Genomic DNA, 14,408 nt, shown 5'->3' on the forward strand with positions numbered 1-14,408 from the left:
CCTACGCGCGCGGCGCGCACCCCAGGACGTGGGCCTTCACGATCTCCGCGATACGGGGATCCCGGCGCCGGAAGGCCGCGACCAGCTCCTCGTGTTCCTCGGCGTAGGACTGCTGCACGGTCCCCAGCCAGCGGATCGACAGCGCGGTGAACACCTCGATGCCGAGCCCCTCCCAGGTGTGCAGCAGCACGGAGTTGCCGGCGGCGCGGACCAGCTCGCGGTGGAAGGCGACCGTGTGCCGGACCTGGGCCGTGCCGTCCGACCTGCGGTCGGCCTCGTAGAGCGCGGTGACGTGCGGTTCGAGGGCGGAGCAGTCCTCGGCGAGCTTCTGCGCAGCGAGTTCGGCGGCGATGGCCTCCAGGCCGGCCCGGACCGGGTAGCTCTCCTCCAGGTCGGCCGCGGTCAGGTTCCGCACCCGTACGCCCTTGTTGGGTGCGGACTCGATCAGGCGCAGCGACTCCAGTTCGCGCAGCGCCTCACGGACCGGGGTCTGGCTGACCTCCAGTTCGGTGGCGATCCGGCGCTCCACGATCCGCTCGCCCGGCTTCCAGCGCCCGCTGATGATCCCTTCCAGGATGTGCTCGCGGATCTGTTCGCGCAGCGAGTGGATGACGGGGGCGGTCATGAGGGCTCCTTAGGGCGCGTTTGACGATTAGACAATAAGGCCGTCCTCGTGCGGGGGAGGGGCGCATGGGGGCGCTTTGGTGCAGGTGAGACGAGGCGCACACGCCTAGTGGGGTGGGGGGTTCCGTGGTTCGGCGGGTGCGGGTTGTGGGTGGTTGCTCGCGCCCACGCGGCGGAGCCGCATATTGAGCACAGCCCCGCGTCCCCGAACACGTCGGTGCCCTCGCCCGGGGATTCCGGGCGAGGGCACCGATGTCAGCGTCTGGGGCGTTTTACAGGCCGAGTTCCACCTCGAACTCGCCCGCCTCCAGGATCGCCTTGACCGCCGTCAGGTAGCGGGCGGCGTCGGCGCCGTCCACCAGGCGGTGGTCGTAGGAGAGGGTCAGGTACGTCATGTCGCGGACGCCGATGACCGTGCCCTCCTCCGTCTCGATGACGGCCGGGCGCTTGACCGTGGCGCCGATGCCGAGGATCGCGACCTGGCCCGGCGGCACGATGATCGTGTCGAACAGCGCGCCGCGCGAACCGGTGTTGGAGATGGTGAAGGTCGCGCCGGACAGCTCGTCCGGGGTGATCTTGCTGGCGCGGACCTTGCCGGCCAGCTCCGCCGTGGCCTTGGCGATACCGGCGATGTTGAGGTCACCGGCGTTCTTGATGACCGGGGTCATCAGGCCCTTCTCGGAGTCCACCGCGATACCGATGTTCTCGGCGTCGAAGTAGGTGATGGTCCCCTCGGCCTCGTTGATCCTGGCGTTGATGACCGGGTGGGCCTTCAGCGCCTGCGCGGCGGCCTTGACGAAGAACGGCATCGGGGAGAGCTTGACGCCCTCGCGCGCCGCGAACGCGTCCTTGGCCCGGGCGCGCAGCTTCATCAGGCGGGTGACGTCGACCTCGACGACCGAGGACAGCTGCGCCTGCTCGTGCAGCGCCTTGACCATGTTGTCGCCGATGACCTTGCGGATCCGCGGCATCTTGACGGTCTGGCCGCGCAGCGGGGAGACCTCCAGGACCGGCGCCTTCTTCGCGGCGGCGGCGGCCGGAGCGGCGGCGGCCGGAGCCGGGGCGGCAGCGGCGGCCTTCGCGGCCTCGGCGGCGGCCAGGACGTCCTGCTTGCGGATCCGGCCGCCGACGCCGGTGCCCTTGACGGTGGCCAGGTCGACGCCGTTCTCGGCGGCGAGCTTGCGCACCAGCGGGGTCACGTAGGCGCCCTCGTCGGTCGGCTGCGCGGCGGCGGGCGCCGGAGCGGCCGGAGCCGGGGTGACCGGAGCCGGGGCGGCCGGCGCGGGAGCCGGGGCCGCGGGCTGGGCCGGAACCGCGGGCTGGGCCGGGGCGGCGGGAGCCGCGGGGGCCGGAGCCTGAGCGGCCGGAGCCGGGGCGGCCGGGGCGGGCGGAGCGGCGGGCGCGGCCGGGGCCTCGGCGGCGGGTGCCGGGGCCGGGGCGGCCGGAGCCGGGGCAGCGGCCGGAGCCGCACCCGGCGCGCCGATGACGGCGAGCTTGGCGCCGACCTCGGCCGTCTCGTCCTCGCCGACCGTGATCTCCAGCAGCACGCCGGAGGCGGGCGCCGGGATCTCGGTGTCGACCTTGTCGGTGGACACCTCCAGCAGCGGCTCGTCGGCCTCGACGGTGTCGCCGACCGACTTCAGCCAGCGGGTGACGGTGCCCTCGGTGACGGACTCGCCGAGCGCGGGCAGGACCACGTCCGTGCCCTCGGCGGCACCACCGGCGGGGGCGGCGGGGGCGGCGGCGGGCGCCGGGGCGGCCGGAGCCTCGGCCACCGGAGCCGGAGCGGGCTCGGCGGCCGGAGCCGGGGCGGCCTCGGCGGCGGGCGCCGGGGCGGCGGCCGGGGCACCGGTGCCGTCGTCGATCACGGCCAGTTCGGCGCCGACCTCGACGGTCTCGTCCTCGGCGACCTTGATGGAGGCCAGCACACCGGCGGCCGGGGCCGGGATCTCGGTGTCGACCTTGTCGGTGGAGACCTCGAGCAACGGCTCGTCGGCCTCGACGCGCTCACCCTCGGCCTTCAGCCAGCGTGTGACAGTGCCCTCGGTGACGCTCTCGCCGAGCGCCGGAAGGGTTACGGAAACCGCCATGGTTTCGGTTGCTCCTTACGAATTTGCGGAAGTCTGTGTCGTCGCGCCCGATGACCGAGGGCGTCAGTCGTGGGCGTGCAGCGGCTTGCCGGCCAGGGCCAGGTGGGCCTCGCCGAGCGCCTCGTTCTGCGTCGGGTGGGCGTGGATGAGCTGGGCCACCTCGGCCGGCAGCGCCTCCCAGTTGTAGACCAGCTGGGCCTCGCCGACCTGCTCGCCCATACGGTCGCCGACCATGTGCACGCCGACCACCGCGCCGTCCTTGACCTGGACGAGCTTGATCTCGCCCGCGGTCTTGAGGATCTTGCTCTTGCCGTTGCCCGCCAGGTTGTACTTCAGGGCGACGACCTTGTCCGCGCCGTAGATCTCCTTGGCCTTGGCCTCGGTGATGCCGACGGAGGCGACCTCGGGGTGGCAGTACGTCACCCGGGGCACGCCGTCGTAGTCGATCGGGACGACCTTCAGACCGGCCAGCCGCTCCGCCACCAGGATGCCCTCGGCGAAGCCGACGTGCGCGAGCTGGAGCGTCGGGACCAGGTCGCCGACCGCCGAGATCGTCGGGACGTTGGTCCGCATGTACTCGTCGACGAGGACGTAACCGCGGTCCATGGCGACCCCGGCCTCCTCGTAACCGAGGCCCTGGGAGACCGGCCCGCGGCCGACGGCCACCAGCAGGACCTCGGCCTCGAACTCCTTGCCGTCGGCGAGGGTGACCTTGACACCGTCGGCCGTGTACTCGGCCTTCTGGAAGAAGGTGCCCAGGTTGAACTTGATGCCGCGCTTGCGGAAAGCGCGCTCAAGAAGCTTCGAGCTGTTCTCGTCCTCGACCGGGACGAGGTGCTTCAGGCCCTCGACGATCGTGACGTCCGCGCCGAAGGACTTCCACGCGGAGGCGAACTCGACGCCGATGACACCGCCGCCGAGGACGATCGCGGACTTCGGCACGCGGTCCAGCACCAGCGCATGGTCCGAGGAGATGATGCGGTTGCCGTCGATCTCCAGACCGGGCAGCGACTTCGGTACGGAACCGGTTGCCAGCAGCACGTGGCGGCCCTGGATGCGCCGGCCGTTCACATCGACCGAGGTCGGGGAGGACAGCCGCCCCGCACCCTCGATGTAGGTCACCTTCCGGGAGGCGATGAGTCCCTGCAGGCCCTTGTACAGGCCCGAGACCACCTCGTCCTTGTACTTGTGGACCCCGGCCACGTCGATGCCCTCGAAGGTGGCCTTCACGCCGAACTGCTCGCTCTCGCGGGCCTGGTCGGCGATCTCGCCCGCGTGCAGCAGGGCCTTGGTGGGGATGCAACCCCGGTGCAGGCAGGTGCCGCCGACCTTGTCCTTCTCGATCAGGGCGACGTCCAGGCCCAGCTGCGCTCCGCGCAGGGCCGCGGCGTAACCACCGCTGCCACCGCCGAGGATCACTAGGTCGAAAACGGTGCTGGCGTCGTTCGCCACGTCACGTCCTCCATGCATGTGCGCCGTACGCCGGTCAGCGGTGACCGGCTGGCGGCTGGTGTCCGGCCGCTCTACTTCGGCCCTTCGGTGGGGCCCTGTCCTGCCGAGCCCCATCTTCGCACTTGTCAGCACACAACGAGACGCGGGGCCAGGGTGTGATACGTCCCACGCTCATTTGTGAGAAAGGCCAGGGGTGGCCCATGTAAAGGGGCGCGGGGGACTGCGCGCCCGGCCACAGTCCACCCGCACCCGCCACACGACAGCGAGCTACGACTCAGTAGGCGGACATCACCCCAGATCACCCGCAGCGGTCAGCTCCGCCAGCCGCACCAGCGTCCGCACCCCGGACCCCGTCCCACCCTTCGGCGTGTACCCGAACGGCCCCTGCTCGTTGAACGCGGGCCCGGCGATGTCGAGGTGCGCCCACGTGATGCCCTCACCCACGAACTCCCGCAGGAAGAGCCCGGCGACCAGCCCACCGCCCATCCGCTCACCCATGTTGGCGATGTCGGCGGTGGCCGAGTCCATCCCCTTGCGCAGATGTTCCGGCAGCGGCATCGGCCACGCGGCCTCACCGACCTCCTCCGCGGCCTCGTGCACCGCGGAGCGGAACGCCTCGTCGTTGGCCATCACACCGAACGTCCGGTTGCCCAGCGCCAGCATCATCGCCCCGGTCAGGGTCGCCACATCCACGATCGCGTCGGGCTTCTCCTCCGACGCCGCCCACAGGGCGTCCGCCAGCACCAGCCGCCCCTCGGCGTCGGTGTTCAGCACCTCGACGGTCTTGCCGCTGTACATCCGCAGCACATCACCCGGCCGCGTGGCCGACCCGGACGGCATGTTCTCGGCCAGCGCCAGCCACCCGGTGACGTTGACCTCCAGCCCGAGCCGAGCCGCGGCGACCACGGCCGCGAATACCGCCGCCGCCCCGCTCATGTCGCACTTCATCGTCTCGTTGTGACCGGCCGGCTTCAGCGAGATGCCGCCCGAGTCGTAGGTGATGCCCTTGCCGACGAAGGCGAGGTGCTTCTTCGCCTTCGAGGAGGTGTACGACAGCTTCACCAGGCGCGGCGCCGACGCCGACCCGGCGCCGACACCCAGGATGCCGCCGTAGCCGTCCTTGGCCAGCGCCTTCTCGTCGAGCACCTGCACCTTGATGCCGTGCTCCTTGGCGGCGGCCTGGGCGACTGCGGCGAACGCCTCGGGGTTCAGATCGTTCGGCGGGGTGTTGACCAGGTCGCGGGCGCGGTTGAGCTCCTCGGACACGGCCGTGGCGCGCTCGGCCGCCGCCTTGTGCGCCTTGTCGCGCGGCTTGGCGCCGAGCACGGCGACCTCGGCGAGCGGGGCCTTGCCGTTCTTCTTGTCCTTGGCGTCCTTGCCGTTGTCCTTGTACACGTCGAAGGAGTACGCGCCGAGCAGCGCGCCCTCGCCGATCGCCCCGACCGAGGCCGCGTCCACGACCGGCAGCGCGAAGGCGGCCTTCTTGGCACCGGCCAGCGCACGGGCGGCGGCACCGGCGGCCCGGCGCAGCGCCTCCGCGTCGTACTCCGCGTCCTTCTCCGGCCGGGCACCGAGGCCCACCGCCACCAGGAGCGGCGTCTTGAAACCGGCCGGCGCGGGCAGCTTCGTCACCTCGCCCTCGGCGCCGGAGGCACCCAGGGTCTCCAGGACGCCGGCGAGCCCGCCGTCGTACGCCTTGTCCACGGCCTCCGCGCCCGGTGCGACGACCGGGCCCTTGTCGCCCTTGGCGACACCGATCACGATCGCGTCGGCCCGCAGGCCGGGCGCCGCGGCGGTGCTGAGAGTGAGAGCAGTCACGGTGGTGAAATCTCGCTTCCGATGTGAAGTTTCTGTGGCCGAGGGATGGGCCGGCCGGGCCCGACAGCCGACCCTAGATCCCTCGTGCGGTGGAGTCTGTACCTGGACAGGTATTGACCTGGCACGAGCCTACGCCCGGTACCTCTTCGAGCATTCCTACGGGCGTTCACCTGTCAGTGGCGTCGACGCCACGCACCGATCCTCGCACTCCATGGGCTGAGCCGGGTACTGCGCGGTGCCCGGGACGGGAGATCATCCATGGGGTACGTTGCCGCACACCCTGGAGCCCTCCCGACTGGCAGTGGCAGCTGCGCGGCCGCGTCGACACCTCCGTCGACGCGGCCGTCTACGACATCGACGGCTTCGACACCTCCAAGGCCACGGTCGCCGCACTGCACGACAAGGGCCGCAAGGTCATCTGCTACCTCTCCACCGGCGCCTGGGAGGACTGGCGGCCCGACGCGAAGAAGTTCCCGACGTCGGTCATCGGCGAGGGCAACGGCTGGGAGGGCGAACGCTGGCTCGACATCCGCCGGACCGACGTCCTCGGGCCGCTGATGGCGGCCCGTATGGACATGTGCCGCGCCAAGGGCTTCGACGCGGTCGAGCCGGACAACATGGACGGCTACCGCAACCGCACCGGCTTCCCCCTCACGGCCGCCGACCAGCTCCGCTACAACCGCCTGATCGCCGAGCTGGCCCACGAACGCGGCATGGCGGTCGGCCTGAAGAACGACCTCGACCAGATCCCGGAACTGGTCGGCGACTTCGACTTCGCGGTCAACGAACAGTGCGCCCAGTACGGCGAATGCGCCGCCCTCACCCCCTTCATCGAGGCGGGCAAGGCGGTCTTCCACGCCGAGTACGAACTCCCCACCCACCGCTTCTGCGCCGAGTCGCGGCGGCTGAAGCTGAGCTCGCTGCTGAAGGAGTACGAGTTGGGGGTGTGGCGCCGAACCTGCTGAGGCGCCTTCAGCCCAGGGCGAGCACCAGCAGCGCCGTCGTGGCCGCCGTCTCGGCGAGCCCGCCGAACACGTCGCCGGTGACCCCGCCGAACCGGCGTACGCAGTGCCGTAGCAGCACGTCGGCGACGACGGCGGAGGCGACCACCGCGAGGGCGGCGCGCAGGATGTCGTACGCCCCGAACAGCGCCCCACCGGCCGCGGCGGCCCCGGTCACCGCGAGCGCGACGCCCACCGCCCCGCCGACCGGGACGACTCCGGCGACGGCCGCCCCCAGCCCCTCCGGGCGGGCGGCGGGTATCCCGGCGCGGGCGGCCAGCGTCAGCGCCAGCCGGGCCGCGGTGGCCGCGACGACCGCGGCGAGCGCACCCCGGGCCCAGGAGCCGTCGTAGACCTGCGCAAGGGCCGCCACCTGGGCCAGCAGCACGAAGACCAGGGTCAGCACCCCGAACGGTCCGATGTCCGACTGCTTCATGATCCGCAGCGCGTCCTCGGCGGGCCTGCCGCTGCCCAGCCCGTCCGCCGTGTCGGCCAGGCCGTCCAGGTGCAGGCCACGGGTGAGTACGGCGGGTACGGCGGCGCTCCCGACGGCGGCGAGCAGCGGGCCCGCGCCGAGCAGGAGCAGCAGCAGACCGACGCCGGCCGCGCAGAGGCCGACGACGAGCCCGGCGAGGGGGGCGCAGAGCATCCCGGCGCGTGCGGTCTCCCGGTCCCAGCGGGTCACCCGTACCGGCAGGACGGTGAGGGTGCCGAAGGCGAAGCGGAGGCCGTGCGCGGCCGGGATCAGGGGCATCCCGGCAGGGTACGCGACCGCTCACAGAGCATCTCGCCCCAATCCTGGGCAGACTTGGACGTATGGGGAACTGGCTGGAACGCAACATCGTCGAGCCCGGCAAGCTCCCCCTGTTGCTCGCGCTCACCGCCTTTGTGCTGACCTTCCTGATCACCCGGCTGATCACGCGCATGATCCGGGCGGGCAAGGGCCCCTTCCGCAACGTCAAGGCGGGCGGTCTGCACGTCCACCACGTGGTGCCCGGCGTCATCCTCATCCTCACCGGCGGCTTCGCCGCGGTGGCCGGGGGACGGCAGGGCTTCGGGTCCTACCTCGCGGCCGTGGTCTTCGGGATCGGCGCGGGCCTGGTGCTGGACGAGTTCGCGCTGATCCTGCATCTCGACGACGTGTACTGGACGGAGGCGGGCCGCAAGAGTGTGGAGGCGGTCGTGCTCACCGCCGCGCTGGTCGGTCTGTGGGTGGCCGGTTTCTCGCCGTTCGGCGTCAACGACCTCGACGAGGACGAGTTGCAGAGCCGGGGCTCGGTCATCTCCACGGTCGCCGTGACCTTCCTCTTCTCGCTCATCGCCCTCGCCAAGGGCAAGACCCGCCTGGCGATCCTCGGCGTGATCGTCCCGTTCGTCGCCCTGTTCGCCGCGGTCCGGCTGGCCCGCCCCGGCTCCCCCTGGGCGAAACGGCTCTACCGCCGCCGTCCCCGCGCCCGGGCCAGAGCACGCCTGCGCGCCTACCACCACGACCGCCGCTGGCTGGGTCCGAGCCGCAAGTTCCAGGACTGGCTCGGCGGCACGCCCAACCCCTAGGACCTGGAAAACCGCTGACGCAGCGCGGTCACCGCGCACACCACCAGCACCGCCGCGATCGCCGCGAGGTGCTCCTTGCCGGCGAGGTTCTCCTTCACCAGCACCTCGACCACCATCGCGACGACCACCGCCCCGGCGGTCACGTACGCCCCGTACCGCCAGCCGACGTACACCGCGAGGCCGACGACCGCGGCCGACGGGCCGGTGTCCACGACCTGCGCGTCCGAGGCGGGCAGGCCCAGCGGGTGGTCGGGGCCGAGGGCGATGCCGAGCCGGGCGTACAGCGTCCCGGCGAGGGTGGCGGTGTAGGCGAGGGCGAGGGTGCGCGGGCGGCCGAGGCAGATCTCCGCGATGCCGAACACCAGCAGGATCTGCAGCAGCGCACCCCACACCGGGAGGTCGAGGGCGGGCACGAACAGCGACAGGGGAGTGCGCAGGAGGGCCAGCCAGAGGGGGTCCTCGGCGCGGACGGTCCCGACGTTCTGCACGAACTGATAGCCCCACGACCGGCCGTGCACGAAGTGCAGCAGCGCGGTGAGGCAGACGGCGCCGATCGCCATCGCCACGGCCCGCGCCCGCCGCACGCGCAGCTCCGCACGGACCGTCCGGTGGAGCGGCCCCCATTCGGCGCGGGCCCAGCGGGCGAGGGGGTTCATCGGGGCGGCTCCGGGGCGTGCGGTGGTGCGGGTACGTCAGGACACGTACAGAGACCGCCCGAAACCTGCCGAAAGTTGACCGCGGCCCCTGTGATCCGCACCTCTCGGGCGTCCCCTACTCTGCCTCCGGCTCCTCGACGGGCTCCTTCTCCTCCAGCTCCTCGGTCGGCTGCTTCTCCTCCGGCCGCTCCGGCAGCTCCGCCGCCAACGCCGCCGCGGCCTGCACCAGGGGCAGCGCCAGCAGGCCCCCCGCGCCCTCCCCGACCGACACCCCATGGTCGATCAGCGGCTCCAGCGCCATCCGGTCCAGCGCCTTGGCCTGCCCCGGCTCCCCGCTGTTGTGCCCGGCCAGCCACCAGTCCGGCGCCCGGAACGCGATCCGCTGCGCCACCAGCGCACACGCGGCGGCCACCACACCGTCCAGGATCACCGGCGTCTTCCGCACCGCGCACTGAAGCAGGAACCCGGTCATCGCCGCGACATCGGCACCACCGACCGCCGCCAGCAGCCGCAACTGATCCCCGAGCACCGGCCGCGCCCGCCGCAACGCGTCCCGGATCGCCGCACACTTGCGCATCCACACCAGGTCGTCGATCGCGAGCCCGCCCCGCCCGGTCACCACCGACGCGTCGGTCCCGCACAGCGCGGCGACCAGCACCCCGGCCACCGTGGTCCCGCCCACGCTCACATCGCCGAGCACCACCAGATCCGTACCGGAGTCGGCCTCCTCGTCGGCCACCGCGACCCCGGCCCGGAACGCGGCCTCCGCCTCCTCGGCCGTCAGCGCGTCCTCGATGTCGATGCGCCCGCTGCCACGCCGTACCCGGTGCTTCACCACGTCCTCGGGCAGCGCCTGCGGATCGCAGTCCAGCGCCATGTCCACGACCCGCACCGGCACGCCGAGCCGCCGGGCCAGCACGGACACCGGCCGGCCGCCCTCCAGCACCTCCCGCACCAGCTCCCCGGCGCTCCCCGCGGGCCGCGCCGACACCCCCAGCTCCGCGACACCGTGGTCACCGGCGAACAGCACCACCCGCGGCCGTTCCACCGGCCGCACCGGTACGGCACCCTGTGCCGCGGCCAGCCACTCACCCAGGTCGTCGAGGCGCCCCAGCGAACCGGGCGGCACGATCTGACGCTCCCGGCGCGCCTCCGCGTCGCGGCGCACCCCGCCGTCGGGGCGCTCGATCAGATCGGTGAAGTCGTCGAGATTAAGCGAGCTCATTCGCCGAACAGTACCGGCCCCGATCGAACGGGACGGCGCCACATGGCGACCACGACCCCACGACGTCGTTGCACCCAAGATCGCGATCCCATACGTTCCGGTTTGCAGCGGATTGTCGTACGTCCCTCCCCGCCCCGTCCGTCGCACCCCGGAGCCGCCCATGTCGTCGTCCGCCCCCCTCGCCCCGCCGGCGATCGACCTGCGCCGCGCCAAGTACCTCGGCGAACTCGCCCAGGGCACCGAGCGTTTCCACGCACCGCGCCGGGACAGCTGCCCCTGGTGCGGCGGGCGGCGCCTGCGCACGCGCCTCACGGCACCCGACGTGATCCAGCGCAAGCCGGGCACGTTCACCCTCGACGAGTGCGAGGACTGCGCGCATGTCTTCCAGAACCCCGGGCTCAGCCTCGAGGGCACGGCGTTCTACCACCGGGACCGGGAGCTGTACGAGCGCCCGCCCTCCCGCCGCCGCAACCGGGAGCGCGTCCGGGCGATGCTGCACATCCCGGAACCGGAGAGCTGGCTGGACGTGGGCACCGGCGACGGCGACTTCCCGGCCACCGCGCAGGAGTTGCTCCCGTACACGTCCTTCGACGGTACGGACCCCACCCCGCGCGTCCTGCGCGCCCGGGCCTCGGAACGCGTGGAGGAGGCCTACGTCGGCCGCCTCAGCAGCCCCGGCCTGCTGGCCCACCTGCGCTCCCGCTACGACGTGGTGAGCGTCTTCCACCACCTGGAACAGTCCCCGTCCCCCCGCGAGGACCTCCGGGCGGCGATCGCGGCGCTCCGCCCCGGCGGCCACCTCGTCCTCGAACTGACCAACCCGCACAGCACGTTCGCCGCACTCCTGGGCAAGTGGTGGCCCGGCCACGCGCAACCGCGCCAGGTCCACCTCATCCCGCTCCCCAACGTCCACCAGGTCCTGGAGTCCCACAACTGCACGATCCTCACCACGGACAAGGCCACCCCCCACACCCCCACAGACCTCGGCACGGCGGCGACCCGGGCCCTCGCCCGGGCCCTCCCTGCCCCCGACACCCCCTGGCGGGTCACCCCACCCACCCTGCTGCAACACGCCACGCGCGCAGCCCTGACGCCCGCGACCATCCCCGTACGCCTGACGGCCACGGCCCTGGACCACACCCTGGCGCCCCTCCTCCGGCGCACCGGCTTCTCCAACGCGTACCGGGTGATCGCCCGCAAGAACCCGGTGCCGTAAGGGGAGAACAGGGCCGGGCCGGGGCCCTTCACCCCCGCAGCACCACGGCCTGCCCCGCCACCACCAGCAGCACCTGCTCGCACTCACCCGCGAACGCCGCGTTCAGGCGCCCGAGTTCGTCCCGGTAACGCCGCCCGGACGCGGTGGCGGGGACGATGCCCGAGCCCACCTCGTTGGACACGGCGACCACCACCCGCCGCGTGCCCCGCACCGCCTCCGTCAGCGCGTGCACCCGCTCGCGCAGCGCCTTCTCGCCGCCGTCGGCCCACTCCGCGTCGTCCCAGGCGCCCACGGCGTCCATCGCGTCCGTCAGCCACAGCGACAGGCAGTCGACCAGCAGCGGCGGCCCGTCCTCCGCGAGCAGCGGTACCAGGTCGCACGTCTCCACCGTCCGCCACGACCCCGGCCGCCGTTCCCGGTGCGCGGCCACCCGCTCCGCCCACTCGCCGTCCCCGCCCCGGGTGCCGCCCGTCGCGACGTACAGCACATGGGGGAACGCCTCCAGCCGCCGCTCCGCCTCCACCGACTTGCCCGACCGTGCCCCGCCCAGCACCAGCGTCCGCCGCGGCACGTCCGGCACGTCCTCGTAGGCCCCGACCGCCAGACCCGCCCCGTCCGGCACGGCCCGCGCCCCCGCCGCGGCCAGCCGCCGCCGCAACTCGGCCCCGGGCGGCACATCGTGATCCAGGTGTACGGCGACGACGTCCGTCGTGGGCCCGACCGCCCCCACCGCCCGCAACCGCGCCAGCGCGTCCGGCCGCCCCACGACATCCAGGAGCACCATGTCGTACGGCTCCGCGGACGCGCCCCCCTCCTCCAGCCCGGCCGGCGCACACCCCGGCGGCAGATACAGCAACCGCTGCCCGTCCGGCCCGGTCACCGCGTACCCCGTGCCCGGCGCGTCCATCGCCATCGCCCGCACCCGATGCCCCGTCAGCAGCGCCAACTCCCGCCCGTCCGGCACCCGCCCGGGCTGCGGCAGCCCGGCCGGCACCTCCACCGGCGGCCCGCCGTGCGGATGCGACAGCAGCACCTGCCGTACGCCCGCCAGCGTTCGCCCCGCCCGCGCCGCCGCGAACGCCGCTCCCGGGGTCAGGTCGAGCAGCAGGCCCCCGTCCACGAGTACGGCCGTGGCCGCCCGCGCGTCCGGGCCGAGCGCGGTGGCGCAGGCAGCGCAGGGACAGTCGGGGCGGGGGAGTCCCGCGGGGGCGCCGGTGCCGAGCAGAGTCAGTTCCACGATCCGATTTTCGCCGGTCACCGGTCATCCTGCGTGACGGGGACCCACCCAGGGGGGCGGGACTGTGCCGACCGGAGCGAATACCCTCTCCGCAGGGGCCGCACCAAGATCGGCCCCTGCACTGCTGGTGCTGACACGCGGAGGCGACATGGCGGCATGGACGTGGCGGTTCGAGAAGGCCGACGGGACGGAGGTCCAGCCCGCGGTCCAGCCCGAGGAGTTCACCACGCAGGGGGACGCCGAGTCCTGGATCGGGGAGCACTGGAAGGAACTGCTCGCCGGGGGCGCGGACCAGGTACGGCTGTTCGAGGACGCCACCGAGATCTACGGTCCGATGAGCCTGCACGCCGAACAGGACTAGGGGCGGGGCCAGGCGGGGACGGGGCGGCCTGCGCGGGCCGCCCTTCTCAGTGCTCGCCCAGCGTCACGTCCACGGTCCGCTCCCGGCCGTTCCGCGTGAACGTCACCGTCGTCCGGTCGCCCGGCTTCAGCACCGCCAGTGCCTCGGCGAGTGAGGTGATGGTGGTGATGTTTGTGTCACCCAACCTGGTGATGATGTCCCCGCGCTCGATCCCGGCCTTGTCCGCCGCCCCGCCGGGGCGCACCTCGGCGATGGCCACCCCGGCGGGTCGGTAGTCGTCGTCGACGACGGTACGGCCCGTGATGCCGAGTGCCGCCCGCCCGGAGTCGGTGACCCGGCCCTCCCGGACGATCTGGTCGGCGACCGTCTTCACCATCGACGCCGGGATCGCGAACCCGATACCGGGCGCGGCGCCCTCCCCGAGGCCGGGGTCGATCGCGCCGAGCGTCGGGATGCCGATGACGTGACCGTCGAGGTTCACGAGGGCGCCGCCGCTGTTGCCCGGGTTGATGGCCGCCGACGTCTGCACCATGTTGGCGATCGTCGCGCCCGGACCGCCGCCGCTGCGGGGCTCCGTGACGGTCCGTCCGGTCGCCGACACGATCCCCTGCGTCACGCTCGACGACAGCCCGAGCGGCGAGCCCATCGCCAGCACGATCTGCCCGACCTCGACCTTCGTGGAGTCCCCGAAGGTCGCCGGCCGCAGCCCCTGGGGGAGCCGGTCCAGCTTCACCACGGCCAGGTCCTGCTCGGGGTACGAGTAGACGAGCCGGGCGTCGAGCCGGTCCTCGCTGTTGGCGGTCGTCACCTGGAACGTTCGCTGCTCACCGACGACGTGCGCGTTCGTGACGATGTGGCCCTTGTCGTCGTACACCACCCCGGAGCCCAGATCCTCGCGGCCCTGGATCTGCACGACCGACGGCAGGACGTCGCTGATCACCCTCTGGTAGTCGTCCTGCAGATCGTTCGCCGCGACCGGGACGGCGGCCTGCGTGGCCGTCTGCTCGGCCTGCCGCGCCGGGCCACCCCCGGTGCACCCGGAGACGAGGACGAGGACGAGGACGAGGACGAGGCAGCACAACAGGCCCGCGGCATGGCGCGGCGTCCGGACAGGGTGAGCTTCCATGCCCCGAGTCTGGCTCCCGGACCCCGACGAGGGCCCGCGCTGTACGCC

The 14,408-nt window shown here is 72.8% G+C and carries 13 protein-coding genes; 4 read left to right on the top strand and 9 right to left on the bottom strand.

The features are described from left to right. Position 1: 1 nt before the first annotated feature. From HJD23_RS31210 to HJD23_RS31225, 4 genes are all read right to left on the bottom strand, one after another. A complete protein-coding gene (locus HJD23_RS31210) occupies positions 2 to 625 on the bottom strand; it encodes a GntR family transcriptional regulator (protein WP_171115531.1) in 624 nt (207 codons plus the stop codon). Positions 626 to 896: 271 nt separating this feature from the next. Further along, positions 897 to 2,714: a 2-oxoglutarate dehydrogenase, E2 component, dihydrolipoamide succinyltransferase gene (sucB, locus tag HJD23_RS31215; RefSeq protein WP_171134093.1), complete on the bottom strand. Its 1,818-nt coding sequence runs from the start codon at positions 2,712 to 2,714 to the stop codon at positions 897 to 899. 63 nt (positions 2,715 to 2,777) lie between these two features. Continuing rightward, a complete protein-coding gene (lpdA, locus tag HJD23_RS31220) occupies positions 2,778 to 4,166 on the bottom strand; it encodes a dihydrolipoyl dehydrogenase (RefSeq protein ID WP_171109868.1) in 1,389 nt (462 codons plus the stop codon). A 288-nt stretch (positions 4,167 to 4,454) separates the two neighbouring features. Beyond that, positions 4,455 to 5,984 (bottom strand): leucyl aminopeptidase, encoded by a 1,530-nt coding sequence (locus HJD23_RS31225; protein WP_171109867.1) that lies wholly within the window; start codon positions 5,982 to 5,984, stop codon positions 4,455 to 4,457. A 251-nt stretch (positions 5,985 to 6,235) separates the two neighbouring features. Between HJD23_RS31225 and HJD23_RS31230 the strand changes: the two genes are divergently transcribed. Further along, a complete protein-coding gene (locus tag HJD23_RS31230; protein WP_240981004.1) occupies positions 6,236 to 6,949 on the top strand; it encodes an endo alpha-1,4 polygalactosaminidase in 714 nt (237 codons plus the stop codon). A gap of 7 nt (positions 6,950 to 6,956) precedes the next feature. On the opposite strand, the gene HJD23_RS31235 is transcribed toward HJD23_RS31230, so the two are convergent. Further along, entirely contained in the window at positions 6,957 to 7,739 is a 783-nt protein-coding gene (locus HJD23_RS31235) for an adenosylcobinamide-GDP ribazoletransferase (protein ID WP_171109865.1), read from the bottom strand. 62 nt (positions 7,740 to 7,801) lie between these two features. Here HJD23_RS31235 and HJD23_RS31240 point away from each other — a divergent pair, with 62 nt between their 5' ends. Continuing rightward, complete coding sequence (locus HJD23_RS31240; RefSeq protein WP_171109864.1) at positions 7,802 to 8,539, top strand: hypothetical protein; 738 nt, start codon at positions 7,802 to 7,804, stop codon at positions 8,537 to 8,539. Here the strand turns inward: HJD23_RS31240 and HJD23_RS31245 are convergent. Continuing rightward, positions 8,536 to 9,195 carry a hypothetical protein gene (locus HJD23_RS31245; RefSeq protein WP_171109863.1) on the bottom strand — a complete coding sequence of 220 codons (660 nt, stop codon included), beginning with the start codon at positions 9,193 to 9,195 and terminating at the stop codon, positions 8,536 to 8,538. The two genes, HJD23_RS31240 and HJD23_RS31245, sit on opposite strands and share 4 nt — an antisense overlap. 115 nt (positions 9,196 to 9,310) lie before the next feature. Further along, positions 9,311 to 10,420 (bottom strand): nicotinate-nucleotide--dimethylbenzimidazole phosphoribosyltransferase, encoded by a 1,110-nt coding sequence (gene cobT / locus HJD23_RS31250; RefSeq protein WP_171109862.1) that lies wholly within the window; start codon positions 10,418 to 10,420, stop codon positions 9,311 to 9,313. 160 nt (positions 10,421 to 10,580) lie between these two features. Here cobT and HJD23_RS31255 point away from each other — a divergent pair, with 160 nt between their 5' ends. Beyond that, the gene (locus tag HJD23_RS31255) at positions 10,581 to 11,636 is read left to right on the top strand and encodes a class I SAM-dependent methyltransferase (protein ID WP_171109861.1); all 1,056 of its coding nucleotides are present in this window, start codon (positions 10,581 to 10,583) and stop codon (positions 11,634 to 11,636) included. Positions 11,637 to 11,664: 28 nt separating this feature from the next. Here the strand turns inward: HJD23_RS31255 and HJD23_RS31260 are convergent, their stop codons facing one another. Beyond that, positions 11,665 to 12,873 carry a bifunctional adenosylcobinamide kinase/adenosylcobinamide-phosphate guanylyltransferase gene (locus HJD23_RS31260; RefSeq protein ID WP_171109860.1) on the bottom strand — a complete coding sequence of 403 codons (1,209 nt, stop codon included), beginning with the start codon at positions 12,871 to 12,873 and terminating at the stop codon, positions 11,665 to 11,667. A gap of 148 nt (positions 12,874 to 13,021) precedes the next feature. Between HJD23_RS31260 and HJD23_RS31265 the strand changes: the two genes are divergently transcribed. Then, entirely contained in the window at positions 13,022 to 13,234 is a 213-nt protein-coding gene (locus HJD23_RS31265) for a hypothetical protein (RefSeq protein ID WP_171109859.1), read from the top strand. Between the two features lie 46 nt (positions 13,235 to 13,280). On the opposite strand, the gene HJD23_RS31270 is transcribed toward HJD23_RS31265, so the two are convergent. Beyond that, positions 13,281 to 14,360, bottom strand: a complete 1,080-nt coding sequence (locus tag HJD23_RS31270; protein WP_171109858.1) for a trypsin-like peptidase domain-containing protein — start codon at positions 14,358 to 14,360, stop codon at positions 13,281 to 13,283. Positions 14,361 to 14,408 lie beyond the last annotated feature (48 nt).

Source organism: Streptomyces sp. Z423-1, from assembly GCF_013009255.1.
GTDB lineage: Bacteria > Actinomycetota > Actinomycetes > Streptomycetales > Streptomycetaceae > Streptomyces > Streptomyces gossypiisoli.

Bases quoted from the DNA above. Each gene is read 5' to 3' on its own strand.
- HJD23_RS31210 (WP_171115531.1), bottom strand. From the start codon at position 625: ATGACCGCCCCCGTCATCCACTCGCTGCGCGAACAGATCCGCGAGCAC.
- sucB (WP_171134093.1), bottom strand. From the start codon at position 2,714: ATGGCGGTTTCCGTAACCCTTCCGGCGCTCGGCGAGAGCGTCACCGAG.
- HJD23_RS31235 (WP_171109865.1), bottom strand. From the start codon at position 7,739: ATGCCCCTGATCCCGGCCGCGCACGGCCTCCGCTTCGCCTTCGGCACC.
- HJD23_RS31240 (WP_171109864.1), top strand. From the start codon at position 7,802: ATGGGGAACTGGCTGGAACGCAACATCGTCGAGCCCGGCAAGCTCCCC.
- HJD23_RS31245 (WP_171109863.1), bottom strand. From the start codon at position 9,195: ATGAACCCCCTCGCCCGCTGGGCCCGCGCCGAATGGGGGCCGCTCCAC.
- cobT (WP_171109862.1), bottom strand. From the start codon at position 10,420: ATGAGCTCGCTTAATCTCGACGACTTCACCGATCTGATCGAGCGCCCC.
- HJD23_RS31255 (WP_171109861.1), top strand. From the start codon at position 10,581: ATGTCGTCGTCCGCCCCCCTCGCCCCGCCGGCGATCGACCTGCGCCGC.
- HJD23_RS31265 (WP_171109859.1), top strand. From the start codon at position 13,022: ATGGCGGCATGGACGTGGCGGTTCGAGAAGGCCGACGGGACGGAGGTC.
- HJD23_RS31270 (WP_171109858.1), bottom strand. From the start codon at position 14,360: ATGGAAGCTCACCCTGTCCGGACGCCGCGCCATGCCGCGGGCCTGTTG.